At 53.3% G+C, this 20,701-nt stretch carries 22 protein-coding genes; 7 read left to right on the forward strand and 15 right to left on the reverse strand.

Features of this window, described 5'->3' with window-relative positions:
- The 4 genes from ABJQ89_RS05375 to dapE all read right to left on the reverse strand — a co-directional run.
- Positions 1 to 1,878: VacB/RNase II family 3'-5' exoribonuclease (locus ABJQ89_RS05375; protein ID WP_348495238.1), on the reverse strand; the 1,878-nt coding region annotated here is incomplete at its 3' end.
- A gap of 385 nt (positions 1,879 to 2,263) precedes the next feature.
- A complete protein-coding gene (locus ABJQ89_RS05380; protein ID WP_348495239.1) occupies positions 2,264 to 2,848 on the reverse strand; it encodes a TIGR04282 family arsenosugar biosynthesis glycosyltransferase in 585 nt (194 codons plus the stop codon).
- Positions 2,845 to 3,258: a GNAT family N-acetyltransferase gene (locus tag ABJQ89_RS05385; RefSeq protein WP_348495240.1), complete on the reverse strand. Its 414-nt coding sequence runs from the start codon at positions 3,256 to 3,258 to the stop codon at positions 2,845 to 2,847. The genes ABJQ89_RS05380 and ABJQ89_RS05385 overlap by 4 nt, the downstream gene beginning before the upstream one ends.
- Complete coding sequence (dapE, locus tag ABJQ89_RS05390; protein ID WP_348495241.1) at positions 3,255 to 4,400, reverse strand: succinyl-diaminopimelate desuccinylase; 1,146 nt, start codon at positions 4,398 to 4,400, stop codon at positions 3,255 to 3,257. The genes ABJQ89_RS05385 and dapE overlap by 4 nt, the downstream gene beginning before the upstream one ends.
- Positions 4,401 to 4,801: 401 nt before the next feature.
- Between dapE and ABJQ89_RS05395 the strand changes: the two genes are divergently transcribed.
- On the forward strand, positions 4,802 to 5,860 hold the full coding sequence (locus ABJQ89_RS05395; RefSeq protein WP_348495242.1) for a Hint domain-containing protein: 1,059 nt from the start codon (positions 4,802 to 4,804) through the stop codon (positions 5,858 to 5,860).
- A 10-nt stretch (positions 5,861 to 5,870) separates the two neighbouring features.
- Here ABJQ89_RS05395 and ABJQ89_RS05400 read toward each other — a convergent pair whose 3' ends face one another.
- Positions 5,871 to 6,221 carry a hypothetical protein gene (locus ABJQ89_RS05400; protein WP_348495243.1) on the reverse strand — a complete coding sequence of 117 codons (351 nt, stop codon included), beginning with the start codon at positions 6,219 to 6,221 and terminating at the stop codon, positions 5,871 to 5,873.
- 115 nt (positions 6,222 to 6,336) lie between these two features.
- Between ABJQ89_RS05400 and ABJQ89_RS05405 the strand changes: the two genes are divergently transcribed.
- Together ABJQ89_RS05405 and ABJQ89_RS05410 are read left to right on the forward strand one after the other, a co-directional pair.
- Positions 6,337 to 7,302 carry a transporter substrate-binding domain-containing protein gene (locus ABJQ89_RS05405; RefSeq protein ID WP_348495244.1) on the forward strand — a complete coding sequence of 322 codons (966 nt, stop codon included), beginning with the start codon at positions 6,337 to 6,339 and terminating at the stop codon, positions 7,300 to 7,302.
- 177 nt (positions 7,303 to 7,479) lie between these two features.
- Entirely contained in the window at positions 7,480 to 8,502 is a 1,023-nt protein-coding gene (locus ABJQ89_RS05410; protein ID WP_348495245.1) for a transporter substrate-binding domain-containing protein, read from the forward strand.
- 50 nt (positions 8,503 to 8,552) lie between these two features.
- On the opposite strand, the gene dapD is transcribed toward ABJQ89_RS05410, so the two are convergent.
- Positions 8,553 to 9,380: a 2,3,4,5-tetrahydropyridine-2,6-dicarboxylate N-succinyltransferase gene (gene dapD / locus ABJQ89_RS05415; RefSeq protein ID WP_348495246.1), complete on the reverse strand. Its 828-nt coding sequence runs from the start codon at positions 9,378 to 9,380 to the stop codon at positions 8,553 to 8,555.
- Positions 9,381 to 9,528: 148 nt separating this feature from the next.
- Between dapD and ABJQ89_RS05420 the strand changes: the two genes are divergently transcribed.
- Genes ABJQ89_RS05420 through ABJQ89_RS05430 form a run of 3 tightly spaced genes read left to right on the forward strand, consistent with a single transcriptional unit; the run spans position 9,529 to position 11,767 of the window.
- Positions 9,529 to 10,374, forward strand: coding sequence for a TIGR00730 family Rossman fold protein (locus tag ABJQ89_RS05420; protein ID WP_348495247.1), 846 nt, complete (start codon positions 9,529 to 9,531; stop codon positions 10,372 to 10,374).
- A 23-nt stretch (positions 10,375 to 10,397) separates the two neighbouring features.
- Positions 10,398 to 11,369 carry an agmatinase gene (gene speB, locus ABJQ89_RS05425; RefSeq protein ID WP_348495248.1) on the forward strand — a complete coding sequence of 324 codons (972 nt, stop codon included), beginning with the start codon at positions 10,398 to 10,400 and terminating at the stop codon, positions 11,367 to 11,369.
- Between the two features lie 53 nt (positions 11,370 to 11,422).
- Positions 11,423 to 11,767: a DUF2794 domain-containing protein gene (locus ABJQ89_RS05430; protein ID WP_348495249.1), complete on the forward strand. Its 345-nt coding sequence runs from the start codon at positions 11,423 to 11,425 to the stop codon at positions 11,765 to 11,767.
- Here the strand turns inward: ABJQ89_RS05430 and ABJQ89_RS05435 are convergent.
- The 9 genes from ABJQ89_RS05435 to ABJQ89_RS05475 all read right to left on the reverse strand — a co-directional run bounded on the left by ABJQ89_RS05435 (position 11,764) and on the right by ABJQ89_RS05475 (position 19,828).
- Positions 11,764 to 12,582 (reverse strand): NlpC/P60 family protein, encoded by an 819-nt coding sequence (locus tag ABJQ89_RS05435; protein ID WP_348495250.1) that lies wholly within the window; start codon positions 12,580 to 12,582, stop codon positions 11,764 to 11,766. The two genes, ABJQ89_RS05430 and ABJQ89_RS05435, sit on opposite strands and share 4 nt — an antisense overlap.
- Positions 12,579 to 13,964, reverse strand: a complete 1,386-nt coding sequence (locus tag ABJQ89_RS05440) for a leucyl aminopeptidase family protein (protein WP_348495251.1) — start codon at positions 13,962 to 13,964, stop codon at positions 12,579 to 12,581. The genes ABJQ89_RS05435 and ABJQ89_RS05440 overlap by 4 nt, the downstream gene beginning before the upstream one ends.
- A gap of 102 nt (positions 13,965 to 14,066) precedes the next feature.
- Positions 14,067 to 14,447, reverse strand: a complete 381-nt coding sequence (locus ABJQ89_RS05445) for a hypothetical protein (RefSeq protein ID WP_348495252.1) — start codon at positions 14,445 to 14,447, stop codon at positions 14,067 to 14,069.
- Between the two features lie 296 nt (positions 14,448 to 14,743).
- Positions 14,744 to 15,022, reverse strand: a complete 279-nt coding sequence (locus ABJQ89_RS05450; RefSeq protein WP_348495253.1) for a hypothetical protein — start codon at positions 15,020 to 15,022, stop codon at positions 14,744 to 14,746.
- Between the two features lie 201 nt (positions 15,023 to 15,223).
- Positions 15,224 to 16,246, reverse strand: a complete 1,023-nt coding sequence (locus ABJQ89_RS05455; protein ID WP_348495254.1) for an aspartate-semialdehyde dehydrogenase — start codon at positions 16,244 to 16,246, stop codon at positions 15,224 to 15,226.
- Positions 16,247 to 16,360: 114 nt separating this feature from the next.
- Positions 16,361 to 17,530 (reverse strand): MFS transporter, encoded by a 1,170-nt coding sequence (locus ABJQ89_RS05460; RefSeq protein ID WP_348495255.1) that lies wholly within the window; start codon positions 17,528 to 17,530, stop codon positions 16,361 to 16,363.
- Between the two features lie 74 nt (positions 17,531 to 17,604).
- The gene (locus ABJQ89_RS05465; RefSeq protein WP_348495256.1) at positions 17,605 to 18,717 is read right to left on the reverse strand and encodes a CaiB/BaiF CoA-transferase family protein; all 1,113 of its coding nucleotides are present in this window, start codon (positions 18,715 to 18,717) and stop codon (positions 17,605 to 17,607) included.
- On the reverse strand, positions 18,714 to 19,310 hold the full coding sequence (locus ABJQ89_RS05470) for a DsbA family protein (protein ID WP_348495257.1): 597 nt from the start codon (positions 19,308 to 19,310) through the stop codon (positions 18,714 to 18,716). The genes ABJQ89_RS05465 and ABJQ89_RS05470 overlap by 4 nt, the downstream gene beginning before the upstream one ends.
- Before the next feature lie 11 nt (positions 19,311 to 19,321).
- Complete coding sequence (locus tag ABJQ89_RS05475; protein WP_348495258.1) at positions 19,322 to 19,828, reverse strand: DciA family protein; 507 nt, start codon at positions 19,826 to 19,828, stop codon at positions 19,322 to 19,324.
- 154 nt (positions 19,829 to 19,982) lie between these two features.
- On the opposite strand from ABJQ89_RS05475, the gene ABJQ89_RS05480 reads away from it, so the two are divergent.
- Positions 19,983 to 20,701 (forward strand): A/G-specific adenine glycosylase (locus ABJQ89_RS05480; protein ID WP_348495259.1); only part of this gene is annotated, 719 nt, incomplete at its 3' end.

Raw genomic sequence — 20,701 nt, forward strand, 5'->3', positions numbered from 1 at the left:
ATGTTCGCTTAGGAAAGCCGCCAAATAGCGATCCGTCGTATCACGCTCCGCCATCATAGATCGGCGTTCGGTTTGGGAAATATGCTCACCCGTTTCTTTGAGGCCATCCGCATCGCGCTGGGTCAAACCGTCCTTGCCCCAACCATGTGCCGTCACCAGCGCGCGGTGCACGATTAGATCAGCGTAACGGCGAATAGGCGATGTGAAGTGCCCGTAGTTGCGCAGCGCCAGACCGAAGTGACCGAAGTTTTCTGGCGAATAATAGGCCTGCGTCATGGAGCGGAGTGTCGAGATGTTGATCAGCTCCGCATCATCGGTATCTGCCGCCTGTTTGAGCAACTGGTTCAAATGACGCGTTTGCAGAACTTGCCCTTTGGCCATCGTCAAACCCGCTGTCTGTGCTGTTTCGCGCAGCGCGTTGAGCTTTTCTTGGCTCGGCTCTTCATGCACGCGGAACAAGAGCTGTTGTTTCTTTTCGATCAACGTCTCAGCGGCGCAAACGTTGGCAAGCACCATGAACTCTTCGATCAGCTTATGCGCATCGAAACGCTCAGCAAAGGCAACCGACGTCACCTTGCCATCGTCGTCCAGAATGATCTTTCGCTCGGGCAGGTCCAATTCCAAAGGCTGGCGCAAGGCGCGCGCCTTTTTCAATGCAGCATAGGCTGCATACAGCGGCCGCAATACGGGACTGACAAGATCAACAGTTTTCTCGTTCGGCTGACCATCCATCGCTTGCTGAACTTCGGTGTAGTTCAAGGAAGCCGGTGAGCGCATCAAGCCGCGTTTGAATTCATGGCTGAGCTTGTTCCCCTCGGCATCAATCACGATGCGCACCGCAAGACAGGCGCGTTCAACGCCCTCATGCAAAGAACAAAGATCACCCGATAAGCGATCTGGCAGCATCGGCACGACGCGATCAGGGAAATAACTTGAATTGCCACGATTGCGCGCTTCGCGATCTAGTTCAGAATCGGGGGTCACATAATGAGCGACGTCCGCAATCGCGACCCAGAGGATATGACCGCCTGCGTTCTTGGGGTCGGTATCAGCTTCCGCATAGCACGCATCGTCGTGATCGCGCGCATCTGCGGGATCGATGGTGACGAGCGGCACATCACGCAAATCCGTGCGGCCTTCAAGACCAGCAGGGATTTTAGCGTCGGCCTCTGCAATCACCTCATCGGGGAAGTGATCGGGAATGCCATGTTGATGAATCGCGATGAGCGAAACCGCCTTAGGCGCCGTCGGATCGCCAAGGCGATTGACGATCTGCGCGCGTGGCAGACCCATACGCGCCTTTGAACCGGTTTGTTCAGCCTCGACCAGCTCGCCATCTTTTGCGCCCGCTGTTGCACCAGCGGGGACCATCCATTCGTTGGACGATCCTTTGTCGATGGGCAGAATGCGCCCGCCTTCATGACCCGTGCGGAAGATACCGAGCACACGTTCAGGGTTCGCACCTATATGACGGATCAGGCGGCCCTCGTAAAGATTGCCCTCCCCTTTAAGCTTGGTCACGCGTGCAAGCACACGATCCCCTTCGCCGAGCGCAGGATCGCTCGCCTTTGAGATCATCAGAATGGTTGGTGCAGGATCACTCCCCTCCCATTCCATCGCTTTCGCGAGCAGATCACCGTCCCGATCAGGGCCAACAATCTGCAACACGCTGACGGGTGGCAACCGATCTGGATCGCGATAGGTTTTCTTGCGCTTCTCAAGATGCCCTTCTGCTTCCAGCTCTTTTAGGATGCGCTTCAGATCAATGCGCTTGGCACCTTTGATCCCGAACGCCTTCGCGATATCGCGCTTAGCCGTCAGTGTCGGGTTATCGGAGATCCATTGCAGGATGGCGGATTTGGTGGGAATCTTGCTCATATGCAGCCCTTAGCACGGAGCGTCGGATAGGCCCAGAGTGTAGCATAGTTAGCCTCCGCTACACTCAGAACCGCAAAAGGTCGCATGGTTCACCCCCACCGCGAGTGACTTTTGGCTTGGCCACAGCTAACCTACATAGCAATGAAAGTTAGATATAAAGCCGCCGTGACCATTTTAGGCCTTCTGATGGGCTGGTTAACTCTGCAATTTGCAGGGCCTTGGTGGATGTATTTCGTTGCTTTGACAGCTTTTCTAGGAGGCCTGATGTCTTTTTCCATCAACGGAAAAGCAGACTCTGCCGGATACGGAAAAACGTCAGACAACAGTTCTGAGAGCGGCGGTTGAGAAAACTTGGACGCCAAGGAATGGCAGCTTCATTCGAAAACTAGCGTTGTAGCTGCCTCAAGTCTCCAATCGTATCTACGTCTCTTAAGGTCATCACCTGAGCAACGCTCACATCACCTAAACTACGAGCGCTATCGGCCAGAGCATGTTCGGACGACCAACGCACATCTTGCAAGATAGATGGGAGCGCTGGTTTCGCGCGTTTCATGCCTATCAACCAATAGCCGCCATCGGGCGCAGGACCAAAGACCGCTTCGTGATTGCCCAGCGCTTTGAACGCCTCAGCAATGCGTGCGCGCGTAACGCCCGGAATATCAGCGCCGATGATACACACCGGACCTTTCGGCAAGCCACGTAGCAAGCGCCCCATGCGGTCACCAAGATGTCCGCGTCCTTGCGCAACACGGGGCAGATGGGCGGGCCATACCCGGCTGTTCAAACCTTCAACATCAGGGGAAACCGCCAAAAGCGTGTCCCAGCGCGGGTCTTCGATACGGCGCAGCAAAGCGCGAGTTTGGTGGCGGAACCACCATGCGGAGGCAGTCAGCCCGATATCCTTGCCAAGCCGCGTTTTGACGCGTCCCGGGTGGGGTTCTTTGACCATGATCACCAGTTTAGGTTTCATAGCAACAACTCCATATCGCGATGATCGATACCTGCATCATCATAGACTGGGCCAAAGGCAGTGAAACCCAATCCCTCGTAAAAGCCGAGCGCATGAAGCTGGGCACCAAGAACTGCGCGCGCATAGCCGTTGTCGCGCGCCCAAGTGGTACAGGCATTGATAAGCGCTTGTCCCTGCCGCGTTCCCCGCGCCTGTTTTAGTACGCACACACGGCCAATCTTGGCGGTATCGCCTTTGAGCAGGATGCGCGCGGTACCAACCTGAACGCCGTCAAGTTCAGCCAGAAAGTGGATGGCGGTGTCATCCAAACCATCAACTTCTTCCTCGGCGCTGACGCCCTGCTCTTCGATAAACACAGTGCGCCGTAGGGCATGGCAGGCATCAATATCGCGCGTTTCGGTTACGCTCATGCGAAGTAGTCTTTCAAGATGCGTGCATAGATGTCTTTGAGCTGTGTAATCTGCTCGACAGGGACGTTTTCATCCACTTGGTGCATGGTTTTTCCGACAAGGCCAAACTCAACGACAGGGCAATGGTTCTTCACAAAGCGCGCATCAGAGGTGCCGCCAGATGTGGAGAGTTCGGGCGCAACACCGGTAACCGCCTCAACCGACTGCGCCACCAAATCTGACAATTCGCCGGGCGGTGTGAGGAAGCTTTCGCCAGAGACCTTCACTTTCATCGAAATCGGCATATCGAAGTCTTTGGACACCGCATCGACCTCGGATTGCATCCATTTTGTCAGGCTGTCCCCGCTGTGCAGGTCATTGAACCGTGTATTCACGGTAGCGCGGCAGCTCGCAGGGATGACGTTAGTCGCAGGGTTGCCTGTGTCGATGGTCACTACAGCCAGGGTAGAGGCATCGAAGTGATCGGTGCCTTGATCCAATTCATGCGAGGCAAGACGATCCATGAGGCGCGCCATTGCAGGCAGCGGGTTCTTAGCACGGTGCGGATAGGCAGAATGGCCCTGTTTGCCTATCACCTCGAACCAAGCCGTCATGGAGCCGCGACGCCCGATTTTCATCATCTCGCCCATCTCATTGGGGCAAGTTGGTTCGCCAACAAGACAAACGCTCATTTGTTCACCCTGCTGATCCATGTAGTCGAGCAAGGCAGTCGTCCCATAAATCGCATCGGCTTCTTCATCCCCTGTAATCGTCAGGATCAAAGCACCGTTGGGCGGCGTTTTTTGGACAAAATCAATCGCCGCGGCGACATAGGCAGCGACGCCTGATTTCATATCCGTGGCTCCGCGCCCGTACATGATACCATCGACGATATCCGCGCCGAACGGCGCTTGGGTCCATGCGCTTTCATCGCCAAGCGGAACAACATCTGTATGGCCGTTGAAGCCAAACGTTTTTGCCGCGTCTTTGTCGCCCCAGCGAGCAAACAAATTTGAAATCCCACCACGATCCACACGCGTGCAGGCAAATCCGGCTGCGCTCAATCGTTCTTCGAGCAGAACCAACGCACCGCCTTCAGCGGGCGTCACAGAAGGGCACTTAATCAAATCAGCGGTCAGTTGGACGGGGTCGGTCACAGACATAGTTTTTCCTATGGAATGGGCATGTTCTCTGCCTTGCTACTCAAGCGAGGGCCTTGATGCAAACACAGGGCCAAGAATTGAGTCTTTCTCACAACGTTTCCACCTCTATTGCGCGCATTTCTCAGCAAACCCGTTTGCTGAACGCTTTGTATCTGTTACAAAATTCATAAGATTGATCCGGGGTGGGGCAAACAGCAGCAGAGGGCCAATGAAGCCCTGCAAAACACGATCCGTGAAAACACGGACGAAAGCGGTTTGGCCTGCTTCGATACGAGGTATTGAAGCATGCTGACAAGCAAAGGGCTTGGCATCACGACAGACGATAAGGAAAGCTGCTTGGCACGTCAGTGTTCGGGCGATTTCTGCTTTGTAAGCTTCCGCAGGCTTTCGGGAGACCAATAATGGGTTGGTTGGCGTGGAGCGGCGGATCGGATCGTAAAGCAGCGCATCATTCTGTGACGCCGCAAGCGAATATCGCAACAGGAGCCTTGGTTCTTGAAGCGCCACTGCCCTCGGACACAAGGGTCGAAACCCTATTGGATGTGACGTGCCAATATCCACAGACGGCCACATTGCGCATTCAATCCATCCCGAGCGAGGGTCTTTCTGTTTTCATCAAATCGGGCTCAGCTGAATGCCATACCGTCATTTCGCATCGTTTGGGTGCACGAACTGATAGCATTCGCCTCACACTGAATTGGGATGCACCTAATGGGACAGGCCTGATTGCCATTGAATACCCTGGTGATGACAGATTGTTCACGCGTTCCTTTTCAGGAAGCATTGCTCTGCCTGGGTCGCTCATTTTAGGCACGCTGGCTGACATGCACGATCCTGATGTCTTGCAAAATTTGACCTATGTCGCTTTTCACAAAGGACCGCTTTTGATCGGACCTTCGCCCACTTTAGACTACCATACGCCTGTTTTCACACCGCAAGGATATCGCAAAATCGGTACAATCAAACCAGGTGACACAGTTGTAAGCGCATCAGGTAATATTGTGCCTGTGCTTGGTGTACTTAAGAAAACAACGCCCGCCTTTGGCAGCAATGAACCCATCCAGCTGCGTGCCCCTTATTTCGGCTTACAGACCGATATTATCATGGCTGGAACACAGCGCGTGATCATAGAAGGATCAGACGTAGAATATACGTTTGGGTGCGATCACGTTCGTGTGCCGGCGCGGTATTTGGTGAATGGCACTGCGGCGGCTGCACTTCCACGCAACGGGCTGGCAACATATTTCCAACTGTTGTTGCCAGAAAGCGAGACGATCATCGCGTCCGAACTTAACCTTGAAAGTCTCTTCATCAGCCGATTGCGTCGAAACAAGGATATTTATCCTTTCACCACGTTAGCCCAATTGCCGCGCAATCGCGTGCCCGAACATATCGCTCACGGTGAAAAGGTGCTTGGCCCTTATGAAGCCGCCAGTCTTGCAGATATGCGGGTGGCTTAGGGTCAGGATCCTAGTGAGCAGGCTTATCGTCAAATAGCGGTGTCATCTGCGCGATAATCACAGAATTTTCGTCCAATGCGCGTTGCATGAGCTCGCGTTCATCATCCGAAATATCATGTCCCTCAGACAGGCGTTCCTCTAGCGTACCGTAGCCTGTCACATCCAAAGGTGCGACGTCCGCTTGCTTCAAAATCGCAACGGTTTCGCGGACAGCTTCTGCTTCATCCACACCAGAAGCATAGATCATCAGCGCTGCGCCGCTTGATCCCTCAGGGAAACCATCGCCCTCAGAGCGACCAGCTTGGACAAGCAGGGTGTAGACCTGCTGCTTCTTGCGGATTTTCTTAGGTTTATCTGCCATAAGATGCGGCGTATCTGCTGCAGTATCTCACGTCAAGCATCTGCGATATTGACGAACCCTGTCTAAACCCTTCACAGTCTCGCGACACGCACACACAACAGCGGACATACCTCACATGCCCCTACTGAAACGTATCTTCATTACTTTTCTAACGCTGTTCTCATTGGTTACGCCTGCAAGCGCGCAATCTGATGATCCTTTGGTTTTTGCGACTGTTCATCGCCCCCCATTTGCTAACACAGAAGGCGACAATATCGTCGGCTTCAGTATCGACCTTATGAGAGAAATCGCCGACGAACTTGGTCGGGAGGTTGTCTTCGAGCCGCTGGACCGTTTCGGCGATATGCTCGCATCAGTGCGTAGCTCTCGCGTCGACGGTGCGATTGCAAACATTTCGATCACCGCAGATCGTGAACGCACAATGGATTTCAGCCAACCTATATTCGGAAGTGGTCTGCAAATTCTATTGCCCAAAGAGGCCGCCCTCAGTGATCAATTCCTGTCCTATATTGGCGGTGAGGCGATGCTCTATATCTTTGCGGCAATGGCATTGGTTGTGGCTGGATGGTTTGTGATGCGCACAATATCCAGCACCATAGGTGGGGTATTCGGCGCCGCAGCGATGGTCTGTGGCTTTGCTTTACTTCTTGTTGCCGCCGGAACCTTCACCGCGCAGCTGACCGTAAATTCACTCCAAGCGAATGTGCAGAAAATTGACGATTTGCAAACGCGCGTTGTTGGAACCGTTGCAGGCTCTACGAGCGATAGCTTTCTCAAAAAGAATGACATTCAATTTCAGGGCTTCGGAAACCCCGATGCAATGTTACGCGCGTTTGAGCGCGACGAAATCAACGCTGTCGTTTTCGACGGGCCAATCCTAGCATACTACCTTCAGACAGATGGTGCTGGTCTCGCTCAGTTGATCGACAAGGTTTATCGACCAGAAAACTACGGAATACTTTTGCCAAGCGGCAGCGCGTTGAAAGAAGATATCGATCTCGCACTGCTCCAGTTTCGCGAAGATGGAACGTACGACAGCATTCTAACGCGTTGGTTTGGAAACAGCTTTCTTGCAGAATGACTCAAATTCGTGCAATTGATGAAGTAACGGGAAAACACCCCCCATCGGTTGTATTCTGTCAACAACAGACAACGACGCATAAACTCGCGACGCGCCAAATAGACGATAGGTCACGGTTCAAGAATGAAAACGCTAAAGCACTTTTTTCTGTCATGCATAATGTTGGTCAGCACGCTGATGCCGGCAACTGCACAGGAAAGCACAAAACTCACAATTGCCACTGTTCACAGACCACCATTCGCGTTCGCAGATACGCCTCAGGTGCGTGGCTTCAGCATTGATTTGATGCGCGCCATCGCCAAAGATTTAGGCCGCGAAGTTTCATTTGAACCGCAAGAGAATTTTGGCGACATGTTCACCAAGGTAAAAAGCGGTGAAGTCGACGGCGCAGCGGCGAATATCTCGATCACAACTGAACGCGAACGCGAAATGGATTTCAGCCAACCTATCTTTGGCAGCGGTATTAAAATCCTCCTCCCGATCGAAGGCGCGACCTTAGGTCTGTTCTCCGCCTTGTTCACTTGGGACATTGCGGCGCTTATTCTAGGAGGCCTTGCACTCTTATTTGGCGGAGGCGTGCTAATGTGGTTCTTTGAGCGACGCCATCAGCCCTATTTTGACAAACCCGCGCGCGAAGCGTTGTTCCCGTCTTTCTGGTGGGCGCTCAACCTTGTTGTGAACGGCGGCTTCGAAGAACGTGTACCGCGCTCACGGATGGGACGCGTCTTTGCTGTAATGCTCGTTGTTTCGAGCTTGTTCATCGTTTCAATCTTTGTCGCTTCAATTACAGCGGCCATGACAGTGAACGCAATACAGTCCAACGTAGAAAGCATCCGTGATCTTGAAAACCGCCGTGTCGCAACGGTGGCAGGCTCAACCAGCGCGGATTTCTTAGATTCCAATGGCATCGTCTATGCGGACTACGCATCGCCCGCTGAAATGTTCAACGCCTTCGAATTGGGCGTCGCGAACGCGGTGGTCTTCGATGGGCCAATTCTCGCATATTATCAGCAAACCACCGGCGCTGGAAAAGTACGCGTGCTTGAACGCACCTACCGCCCAGAGAACTATGGAATCGTACTTCCGAGTGGCAGCCCGCTAAAAGAAGAGTTTGATCAGGTTTTGCTGAAGTTCCACGTTGATGGAACTTATGATGATCTGCTCTCAAAGTGGTTTGGAAATATCTACACGCCGAGATAATCGCGTGGAAGGATCAGAGCCCGCGCTCGCAGGCTCTGATCTAAAACGACTTAGTCGCGCAGCAACTCGTTGATGCTTGTTTTGGAACGTGTACGCTCATCAACGCGCTTCACGATGACGGCGCAATAAAGGTTCACACCGTTCTTGGATGGCATGGAACCGGCAACAACCACGGAGCCCGCAGGAACTTCACCATATGTGAATTCGCCTGTTTCGCGATCAACGATCTTTGTGGATTGGCCGATAAACACGCCCATGCCCAGAACAGAGCCTTCGCGCACGATGCAGCCCTCAACAACTTCAGAACGCGCACCGATAAAGCAGTTGTCCTCAATGATCGTCGGACCCGCTTGCATTGGCTCTAGAACACCGCCGATACCAACGCCGCCAGAAAGGTGAACGTTTTTGCCGATTTGCGCGCATGACCCAACAGTGGCCCATGTATCAACCATTGTGCCTTCATCAATGTAAGCACCAAGGTTCACGAATGATGGCATCAAAACCGCGCCCGGCGCGATATAGGCTGACTTACGAACAACACAGTTTGGAACAGCGCGGAAACCAGCGGCTTTCCATTGGTTGTCGCCCCAGCCTTTAAATTTGCTGTCGACCTTGTCCCACCAGCCAGCGCCTTGTGGGCCGCCTTCGTGCTGCTCCATATCTTTGATGCGGAAACCAAGAAGCACGGCTTTCTTCGCCCACTGGTTTACATGCCAATCACCGCTCGCCTGCTTTTCAGCAACGCGCAATGTACCGTTGTCGAGCGCGTTCAGCGTATCTTCAATCGCTTCGCGTTGTTCACCCGTTGTGGAAGGCGTGATTGTATCGCGTGCCTCCCAGGCCGCTTCGATGGCAGTTTCTAGCTGTGCGTTAGACATGGGAATCCCCTAGATCAATGAATTTGCGGCTTTAGACAACAAAGTGCCCTTTTAGGCAATCACCGATCCACACATGCGATGTTGTGACTGGCACCGTCGCCATTGGCTCGCTAGACATAGATCAACAGGTTTAAGAGGAATATAAGTAATGACCGACGATAAGAAGAAACCCTTTCGCGATGCTGATCTAGATCGAAACGCGATCGAACAGGTACCAGATACACCGCAAACACGTGCGCCGGCATATCGCCTTGCGTTTACAGATGACGAATTCTTGTGCCGCGATGAGCTACGTCCAGTACGTTTGCAGTTGGAGCTTCAAAAGCCTGAACTCGTCATGGACGAACGCGGCATTGAAAGCACCATTGTTCTCTTTGGCGGCGCGCGCATTCCTGAGCCAGAAAAGAAAGACGCAGCGCGCACCAAAACGCTGGCCGATCTTTCCGAATACTACACCCAAGCGCGTGAGTTCGCGCGCCTAATGACCATCAAATCGATGGAAAGCTATGGCCGCGAAGATGTCATCGTCACTGGTGGTGGCCCCGGCGTGATGGAAGCGGGTAACCGCGGCGCGATGGATGCTGGCGGCGCTTCAATCGGGCTCAACATCGTGCTTCCGCACGAGCAAGCACCAAACGAGTATGTCACGCCCGAGCTTTGCTTCAACTTCCATTACTTTGCGATCCGCAAGATGCACTTCCTGATGCGCGCCAAGGCACTTTGCGTGTTCCCGGGTGGTTTCGGCACGCTTGATGAAACGTTTGAAGCTCTGACGCTCATTCAAACAGGCCGCATGCAGCGCGTTCCTGTTCTACTCTTTGGTCGCAAGTTCTGGGAAAGCATCATCAACTGGGAAGCGCTGTCTGACGCTGGCACTATTTCTGCAGAAGATTTGGACCTGTTCCGCTTCGTTGAAACAGCGGAAGAAGCGATTGACGCAATTGAAAACTGGGATGGCGCGGGCGAGCGTCGCGGTGAAATTCCTGGCCGTTAAAAGCCGTTTAGAAAGGTAAAGAGATGTCAGAGAACGGGTATGAAACAGGACGTTTAAATTTGCCCTTTGTCGGCATCTCAACCTTTGCCAAGAAACCGTATGTCGGGGATTGGGACGCTATCGATGCGGATGTCGCAATCCTCGGCGCGCCTTTTGATTTTGGCACCCAATGGCGCCCTGGTGCACGCTTTGGTCCGCGTGCCGTGCGCGAGGCTTCGACCCTCTTTAGTTTTGGCCATGCAGGCGCATACGATCATGAGGACGATGCAACCTATCTCGGCGGCGATGTGCGCATTGTCGACATCGGCGATGCGGATATCATCCACACCAAAACCACGGAAAGCCATGCCAATATCGAATACGGCGTGCGCAAAATTCTCAGCGCTGGCGCGCTACCTGTCACGATAGGCGGCGATCATTCGATCAATATTCCCTGTATCAATGCATTCGCGGAAACGTGCGAGCGCGATGGTCCAATCCACTTGGTGCAAATCGATGCGCATCTGGATTTTGTCGATGAACGCCACGGCGTCACAGAGGGGCACGGCAACCCCATGCGCCGCGCAATCGAAAAACCCTATGTCAGCGGTATGACCCAACTTGGTATTCGCAACGTGTCGTCCACCGCAAAGGAAGGCTATGACGATGCACGCGCACGCGGCTCTGATATTCTGTCTGTGCGCCAAGTGCGCAAACTCGGAACCGAAGCCGTGTTAAACCGCATTCCTAGGGACGCCCGTGTTTACGTCACACTCGATATCGACGCCTTTTGCCCGTCTATCGCGTCAGGCACAGGCACGCCAAGCCACGGGGGCTTTCTCTATTACGACGTGCTGGAAATTCTCCAAGGACTTGCCGAACGTCATGACATTGTCGGCATAGATCTTGTCGAAGTCGCGCCCGCCTATGATCCGACTGAAAGCACCCAAATCCTTGCGGCGCAGGTCCTGCTAAACTTCTTAGGATTCATCTTCCACAATCGCGCTGCGCTCTAAGGAATTCCCATCGCCCCCTTGATTTGCGCGGTGAAGCGAGCAACTGTAAGGGAATGACAGATCAATCCCCCATTCCGTTTCATGCCAAGCCTGCGCAAATGCAGGTCGCTTTTCATCGCACTGAACTCACCGTCATCCTATCGCTCTATGGTAAGATGGTCGCAGCAGGGGAATGGCGCGACTATGGGATTTCCTGCCTCAAAGACCTCGCAGTTTTTTCCGTCTTCAAACGTACCGCGGAAAGCCCACTCTATCGCATCGAAAAGCGCCCAAAATTGCGCAACAAACAGGGGCAATATGCGGTAATCGGCGTGAATGGCCAAGTTTTGAAACGCGGAAACGATCTCAAAACAGTGCTGCGCGTTCTTGAGAAAAAACTGATCCGTGCCGTCGATTAGAGCCTCGCATGACGCGTGACTTCCCCGTCTCCTTGCTCCGCAATGCGCGCGCAGGCGACATCGAGGCCCTCTAACACAACAGACATCGCATGGGCGTTTGCATGAATAAGCGTCTTGTTGTCTGCTAGCATCGCCACATGCCCTTTCCAAAACAGCAGATCACCCGCCTTCGGGTTGCCGGTCGCATCGCGTCCAAGGCTCTTTTCCTGCAAATCGCTGTCACCTGCACAATCAATTCCACAAGCGGTCAAGGCGGCCTGTACCAACCCTGAACAATCGATGCCAAAGCGACTGTTGCCACCCCAAAGATAAGGCGTACCAAGAAACAAACGCGCAACTTGCGCAGGACTGCGTTCAACTTCACCCAACTCAACAATATGCTGGCGGGGTACAAACCCGAAAGGCGTTTGAGCAAAGCGTGCATGCATTTCAAGTACCGTCAATTTGCTACCGAAGCTCAAAGGCATCAGATCACGAGATTTGAAATTGGGCTCTTCGTACAAATGCGTTGAAGGTGCATTCACCCAATGCGTCACTTCCTGCAAATCGCAGAGTTGCGAATGATGAACGTAGCCGCAGTACCCATCCTTGCGCGCTTGCAAGAAAGCCCAGCCGTCTCGTTCTTCAAGAACGCGGACTGCTTCACCCATTAGAAGTTGACGATCACGTGGGCCAGCCGGCGCGCGCAGAAGATCTGCAACAGGGACCGACACCTGACGCGCCGCCCCTGTTACATATTCATCCGCCGCAATAATCCCTTGCAGTTCGCGGCTCGCAACATGTCCGTTAGCAGGGGTGAGACGTGGATCGCTCACAGGCCCAACATCTCTGGCAGAGCCTGCAATAGCGCACGTGTCCCTTGACCCACACCCCCTTTTGGACGCCCGGGCGCGGCGGCAGGTTGCCAGCCGTACATATCAAAATGAATATAGTTTGGGGTCTCTGTCACAAACCGGCGCAAGAACAAAGCGGCGGTTATTGATCCAGCAAAGCCACCCTTTGGCGCATTATCTAGATCCGCAATGCCGGGCTCGATCATGGTTTCATAAGGGTCCCAGAATGGCATACGCCAAACAGGGTCCTGAACGGTCTTTGCCGCACTTTCCAACGCCGCAGCGCTTGCATCGCTTTGTGCATAATAGGGTGCCAAATCCGGCCCAACAGCAACACGCGCAGCGCCCGTTAACGTCGCCATCGATATGATCAAATTTGGCTCTTCTTCGTCCGCAAGCGCCAATGCGTCCGCCAATACCAAACGCCCCTCGGCATCCGTATTGTTGATTTCAACGCTTAACCCTTTTCGCGATGCAAGAATATCTTGCGGGCGGAAAGCATCTGCGCTCACAGAGTTTTCAACGGCTGGGATCAATACGCGCAATTGCAAAGGCAGCTTTAGCTCCATGATCATGTTGGCAAGACCAAGAACAGCAGCCGCGCCGCCCATATCCTTCTTCATAAGCCCCATAGAGCTACCGGGTTTAAGGTTTAAACCTCCCGTATCAAAACACACGCCTTTGCCAACCAGCGTCAGCTTTGGCCCAGCATCACCCCAACGCATATCGATCAAACGGGGTGCACGAGAGGCTGCGCGCCCAACCGCATGGATCATTGGAAAATTGTCGATCAGAAGCGTTTCACCTTCGGTCACGCTGATCTTCGCATCCATCTCCTCAGCCAAGCTGCGAGCGGCTGCTTCTAAATCCGGTGGCCCCATATCCGACGCAGGGGTGTTGATCAGATTGCGCGTTAGAGTTTCGCCTTGGGCGATTGCCTCTAGCTCCACTTGGTTCACACCTTCAGGGCATTTGAGTTCTGCTTTTTCGCCCCCTTGCTCGCGATAGCGATCAAATTGATAGCCCGCAAACAACCAACCCAACGCTTCAGTTTTGAGCGCGTCTTGATCAAGGTCGCTGACCAAATGAAAGGTTTGCGCAGGTAGCTTGGCGCGGGCAGCGGCGAGTGCAAATCGAGAGCGCATTCGCGCCGCTTCAGTCCCATAACCTGCAATGGCGCCTGCAATTCCGCCGTCATCAGCTGGAAGTGTCAAAGCGCTCCCAAAGGCCGCAGTAAACCCCATCGTCGCGACCCAATCTTGAACTTGCTGGGACTGCTTATCCAGCCACCCCTTCAAAGCATCAGACGACAAAAGTGTTAACGGAATGCTGGAAGTTTCCGGCGCGGCGAAGGTTATCTGCATCTATGACACTCAATCTATTGCTGTTTCGGATAAGCTACTTGCTTCACCCAGCCCTGCAAGTCCTGAATGCATCGCGCGCAAACTCTCGCCGTCAAAACTCTGTTAGACGGTAATGCCTTCGATGTCCCAAATCGCGGTGAGAGACTGGTCAGAACATCGAATAAGCCGCGAGAATGTCGCCGAAAGTGCCACGCTATCTGCCGCATCAATGCAATTGACCACGTCCTGTGCGACCTGCGCCAATGCTTGCAATCCAACTTGATCCGCAATCGCAGTCAACGAGTTGACGGTTTTACGCAATTCCATCGTATTTTTCGCGCCATAAAGTTTTTCGCTCTGTTTGACCCGCACAGCCAATTCTTCCATCGCGCGGCACAGAACATTGTCAGCGCTATCTTCCCCCAATTGGTTATACAGCAATTCTAGTCGCTCACTGTCCAAGCGAACCAGTTCGTTCGACATAAATGTAATCAATTGTTCCACGGTCTCACCCCAAAATTAGCCCCCACGGCGAGAACGGTATCTCGTATCAAGCTTCTCAAAAGGTTGACGCGCGACTGCCTTTTCTTTCGAAATTCTGTCAAATTCATCCTATTTCGCACCGAATTTGACCTAACCAACTCGAACAAGCGTTCAACACAGCCCCTTTTTGAAATCGCAATAGGCCTAGGGGCGCGAATGCCGCATCTTCAAAAATCAACGCGGCGCTCGGAGAACCGAACGCCGCGTCTTTACCGTGAGTGGTTGGAGAACAATCGCCAAAATATCGATTGCTTAGTTTAACCAGGTGTTTGCTGATCTTTGCTTGAGTTCTTTGCCAAAGGCTCCAGGGCCTCCAGTTCAGCGCGTAGATCGTTTTGAACATTCCGAGCAAGGTTCATACGATGCTCAGTCAGTTTGTCGATTACATTTGCCGCGCCAAACGGCTTTCTGCGAAAACTCAACCGCTTAAAGATCTTACCTGCGCCCTGAGAACGCGCATCGCCTTTGTTCAAAGCGACACGCGTCGACACAAGGTCTTGAAACATCGGAGGCTTATCTACAAACTTAGAACTCATTACTTTCAGCCTCTCGTACTGGTTAAACTGCGTACAATCATAGAGAGATTGATATGCCCCAATAACCCTGACTTACGGGTAATCAGCGGGTCTATAAGGCTAAGCACCTAACCTAACGGATAGGGCTCCCATCACCTTGCCCCCCATAAACGAAAAAACCCCCGCCTTTCAGCGAGGGTTCACAAAATGCTTTAAGAGAATTTAGCCCTTTTTCAGGACGCGATTCCCTAGGGTCTCCGCAATCTGCACCGCGTTCAGAGCGGCGCCCTTGCGCAAGTTATCTGACACGCACCAAAGGTTCAGTCCATTTTCAATCGTGCTGTCCTGACGGATACGCGAAATGAATGTCGCGAAATCGCCGACACATTCTACCGGTGTGACATAGCCACCATCTTCGCGCTTATCGATCACCATGATGCCCGGTGCTTCACGCAAGATGTCACGTGCTTCATCTTCATCAAGGAAGTCTTCAAATTCGATGTTGATCGCTTCAGAGTGACCGACAAAGACAGGAACACGCACACAAGTTGCCGTGACTTTGATAGACGGATCGACGATTTTTTTCGTCTCCGCGACCATCTTCCATTCTTCTTTGGTCTCGCCACTGTCAAGGAACACATCGATATGCGGGATCACGTTAAACGCGATTTGCTTTGTGAACTGCTTTGGTGGCTTGTCATCTGTTGGGTTGTAGATCGACTTGGTCTGATCCCAAAGCTCATCAATGCCGCCTTTGCCCGAACCGGACACAGACTGGTATGTGCTGACAACAACACGTTTGATGCGCGCCCGATCGTGCAGCGGCTTAAGCGCGACAACCATTTGCGCGGTTGAACAGTTAGGATTCGCGATGATGTTCTTTTTCGCATAGTCGTGAATCGCTTCTGGATTCACTTCTGGCACGATCAAAGGAACGTCTGGGTCATAGCGATAGAGCGATGAGTTATCGATGACGATACAGCCCGCTTTCGCGGCGACAGGCGCATATTGCTTGGTCGCTTCAGAGCCGACAGCAAACAGTGCGATATCCCATCCCGTGAAGTCGAACGTATCTAAGTCCTTCGTCGTCAACGTTTTTTCGCCGAATGTGACTTCCGTGCCCAAAGACTTACGGCTTGCCAAAACAGCAATTTCATCAACTGGGAACGCACGTTCATCCAGGATGTTCAACATTTCACGGCCCACATTTCCGGTGGCGCCAACGACGACGACTTTATACCCCATCGGGTCTCTCCTTTACGGGTTCGAAGGCCTGCACACGCAGGCCGACGCGGCTTCCTATACGCTTATCTTGCGGGTTGCAAAAGGGGGGCCGTAACGCAGTGAGAAAATGTGACTTTAATCCACACGATCTTCGCTAAAGGCATAGATAAAGACGCCAATGGCCAACATCCCAGCGAAGAACAGGAATATCGCGTGATACGGATCAGCGACATTGCTCGCCGTCGGGGAGAGGCTTGCATGCATACGTCCCGAAATGACCTGCCAGATACCAACGCCGCCGATACCAAACAAGTTCATCAGGGTCACACCACGCCCCGCGAGATGCGCTGGTACGAAAGCACGCCCATGCGCCATGAGCAGCGGGAAAGAGACGCCAAAGAAGCCAGCGGCTGCAAATAGAATGACAGCGCTCCAATACCCTTGTGCAACGCCTAAACCCAGAAGCAAACAGAACAGGCAGGCCAACCCATTACCGATCAGCGCGACCCATTTGCGGGTACCGAACATTCGATCAAGCGGACCATAAGTAAAGGTACCGATGATCATCGCGATGCCCATCCAGAGGCTTGCAATCCCTGCATCGCCACCAAAGACATCCTGCACGTAAGGCCCAATCCAAAGCCCACGCATCGCGCCGGCTGGGGCATAGTAGACCAGCATCAGTGGGAAGATCAGCCAGAGTGCCGGAATTTTGAACAGATCAAGCACCGAGCCCTTTTCATCGCTTTGCGCAACGGGGGGATCACCTACAGCAAACCAAATACCAGCAGCGATAAGAACTGTTGCGCCCGCTAAGACCCAAAGCGTTTCGCGCCATCCGAATAGTTCCACGGCCATGGTAAGTGGCACAGAACCCGCCAAATTGCCGAGCGATCCAACACCGATCATCAAAGCGCCAAGCGTTGCAAACATCGCCGCGGGATACATACGCGCAAACAAAAAGAAGCTCGCCATCAAGACAGGCGCGCAGCCTATCCCGATCAGAAACATCGCTATGTTGATATGCATCGGCGTGCTTGCCATCGCGAAAATGGCTGCGCCGCCAGCGCCCCCAAGCAGCAAAAGTACCGACGACGTGCGACGTGGCCCATGGGTATCAAGCGCCCAACCCACAGGAATTTGCATCGCTGCAAAAGATAGGAACCACAAACCAGAGGCGGTCGCCAAACTATCTGGTGTAGCACCTAAATCGGCGCCCAAAACATCCGTCAAAACCGCAAGGAACGCACGGTAGAACTGGCTCAGCACATAGGCGAGAGCCAAAAAGATGAGGCCAATGTTCATATGGGACGCCTTTTTGATAATGAGCCTTAGGTAAGGCCCGTCATCACTGCCCGAAATTTAGGCGCCCGACAAGGTCAGTTGTCTTCACCCAGCTTTGGGGATGGGCGGTCCAATGCAAGCTCGGCATCAGAAAAGACAAAAGGGGCGCGCACGCCCGGAATGCCGTCTAGTTCGATCTGCATGCCCCGCGCTTTGATCTGCGGATCAGCAAGCATTTCGCCCATATCGTTTATCGGCCCCGCAGGTACGCCTTGCGCCTCGCAGGCATCCAACAGGTCTGCTTTGCTCATCCGACTGGTTTGCGCAGTCAAAAGCGCAGTTAGTGTATCACGGTTCGCGATGCGATCTGCGTTGCTGATAAAACGTGCGTCAGTGCCAAGCTCTGCAACATCGAGCAATGTACAGAGCCGCTGATATTGCCCGTCATTGCCCGTCGCGATGATGATATGCCCGTCTGAACAATCAAACACCTGATAGGGCGTCAGGTTCGGATGTGCATTACCCATACGATTGGGCGAGACGCCCGTACTAAGGTAGTTCATCGCTTGGTTGGCCGTTACAGAAGCCGCAACATCAAGAAGCGACATATCTAAGTGTTGACCCTTGCCCGTCGAATGACGCTGATGCACTGCCGCCAAAATACCAGCGACGGCATAAACGCCCGTGAAAACATCCGTCGTAGCAACGCCCGCTTTTTGCGGCTGACCATCAGGCTCACCTGTAATGGACATCAACCCCGACATGCCTTGGATAATGAAGTCATATCCAGCGCGATGCGCGTAAGGACCGGTCTGTCCAAAACCAGTGATCGAGCAATAGATCAGCGTGGGAAATTCATCTTTAAGTGTTTCATAGTCGAGACCATATTTCTTAAGGCCCCCAACTTTGAAATTCTCGATCACGATATCCGCACCTGCGAGCAGCGCCTTGACCTGCGCTTGACCCGTTTCTGTGCGGAAATCGATGGTGACAGATTTTTTGCCACGATTGCAGGAATGAAAATACGCCGCTGACACGTCGCCATCACGTTCGATGAACGGAGGGCCCCAGCGGCGCGTATCATCGCCTTGCTCTGCCTCAACCTTGATCACATCGGCGCCGAGATCAGACAAAGTTTGGCCGGCCCAAGGGCCAGCCAAGATACGAGCGAGTTCTACAACTTTCAGACCTGCAAGGGGTGCGTTCATTCCGCGAGCTTTTCCTCGATGATCGCAGAAAAGTCTGCGTAATTCATGTTGGAGTAAGGTTCGCCATTGATCAAGAAAGAAGGCGTTGAACGAACGTTATCGCGCTCTGCGTTCTCTTGGTACCACGCAACCAATGACTGAGCCTTGTCAGCATCGTTAAAGCACGCATCGAGCGTTTCTTCTGTCATGCCACTTTTCAAGCCAACTTTACGAAGCTCGGCTACAATCGCTGCTGGATCACCCGCGCGTGCCCATGTGGATTGCTCTTTATAGAGCAGGTCAGTCACGCCAAAGAAACGATCAGGTCCTGCGCAACGCGCCATCATGGAGCTCCAAAGACCAAAACGGTCAAAGTAGACTTCGCGGTAAACGAACTTCACTTTGCCGGTGTCGATGTAGTCTTTCTTGATGTCTTTATACGCGCTCGCGTGAAACGACGCACAGTGTGGGCATGTATAGGACGCGTATTCGATAATTTCGACTTTCGCGTCGGCATTGCCTTGCACCATGTCTGGGATTTCGGATTCTTGTGCGCTGAGCATCGTCAGGCTGAACAAAACCGCAGTCGCGGCGGATAGTAGGGTACGAAGCATTCGGCTTCTCCTCAGGTTTTGGATTTTGTTAAAACATTTTGTGCAAGCCGCTCAAGAGCCTTGCGCAAATCATCGCTTTGTACACCGCCAGCAGATTGCGCAGCGGCCTGTCTAATTTCCGGGCTTGGTTCTGGTTTTTTCGACGTTACTGCGCGTTCGAAAACAGCGCGTCCTTCGGCAAATCCGGTCGGTGCGGTTTGGGTGATGCGCACACGGCTGATCGCATTGTAGCCGTAGACAGCATTCACCTTGGCGCGGATTTGTTCCTTTTGCATTTCGACCATTGGCGCATTGGCGCCCGTGGTCAGAATTGTCAGGCTCGCGCCGAACCCTTGTCGACCATAGCTGATGTTCACAGGACGTGTGATAGCCGCGACATCTTCGCCCACGACTTCATCCCAATGGGTCAAAAGACGCGATTGCGCAAAACCACGCGACTCAGATGCTTTGCGAATCCGCTGCGAGAGCAGGCTGGATGTGTGCGCAAAACCCCTTGTTGTATTGCGCCGCTGCGCCATTTGCCCTGTCCTGACTTGCATCTTTGGTCTTCACGCTATCTTAGAGTGCCAAACGCTGGGTTCCAGCAAAACCGAACATGGGAATGCATAAACATTGCGTGAGAAAGCCAAAGCCTCGACTCTACTAGAGTGGTATGATCGCCACGCTCGCGAAATGCCATGGCGAATTAGCCCAAAAGATCGGCAAGCGGGTGTGCAGCCCGATCCATACCGAATCTGGATGAGCGAAGTGATGTTGCAGCAAACCACTGTTGCTGCGGTCAAAGAGTACTTCACACGTTTTCAAAAACGTTGGCCCACCGTTGTCGACCTTGCCAATGCCAAGGATGCGGATGTCATGGCGGAATGGGCCGGCCTTGGGTATTATGCCCGTGCGCGCAACCTGCTGAAATGTGCTCGCGTCGTGGCCGAAGAATATGATGGCGTTTTCCCAGACATACATGACGCGTTGCTGAAATTGCCGGGCATTGGTCCCTACACTGCGGCAGCCATTTCCTCGATTGCTTATGATTTGCCGGAAACAGTGCTCGACGGAAACGTCGAACGGGTGATGTCGCGGCTTTATGATGTGCACACGCCCCTGCCCTCTTCAAAGCCTGAATTGATGACGCTCGCGGCGGGTCTTACGCCTCAAAAGCGTCCCGGTGATTATGCCCAAGCGGTGATGGATCTTGGCGCAACGATCTGCACCCCCAAAAACCCCGCATGTGGCATTTGTCCTTGGCGCAGCCCCTGCGAAGGGCGCCTTGCCGGCACTCATCTAGAACTGCCTAAGAAAACCCCGAAGAAACCGAAACCGATCCGCAAGGGCATCGCTTACGTCGCGCGCCGCGTTGGCGGCGCTTACTTGCTCGAAACGCGGCCAGAGAAAGG

The organism is Planktotalea sp., assembly GCF_039984035.1.
GTDB lineage: Bacteria > Pseudomonadota > Alphaproteobacteria > Rhodobacterales > Rhodobacteraceae > Planktotalea.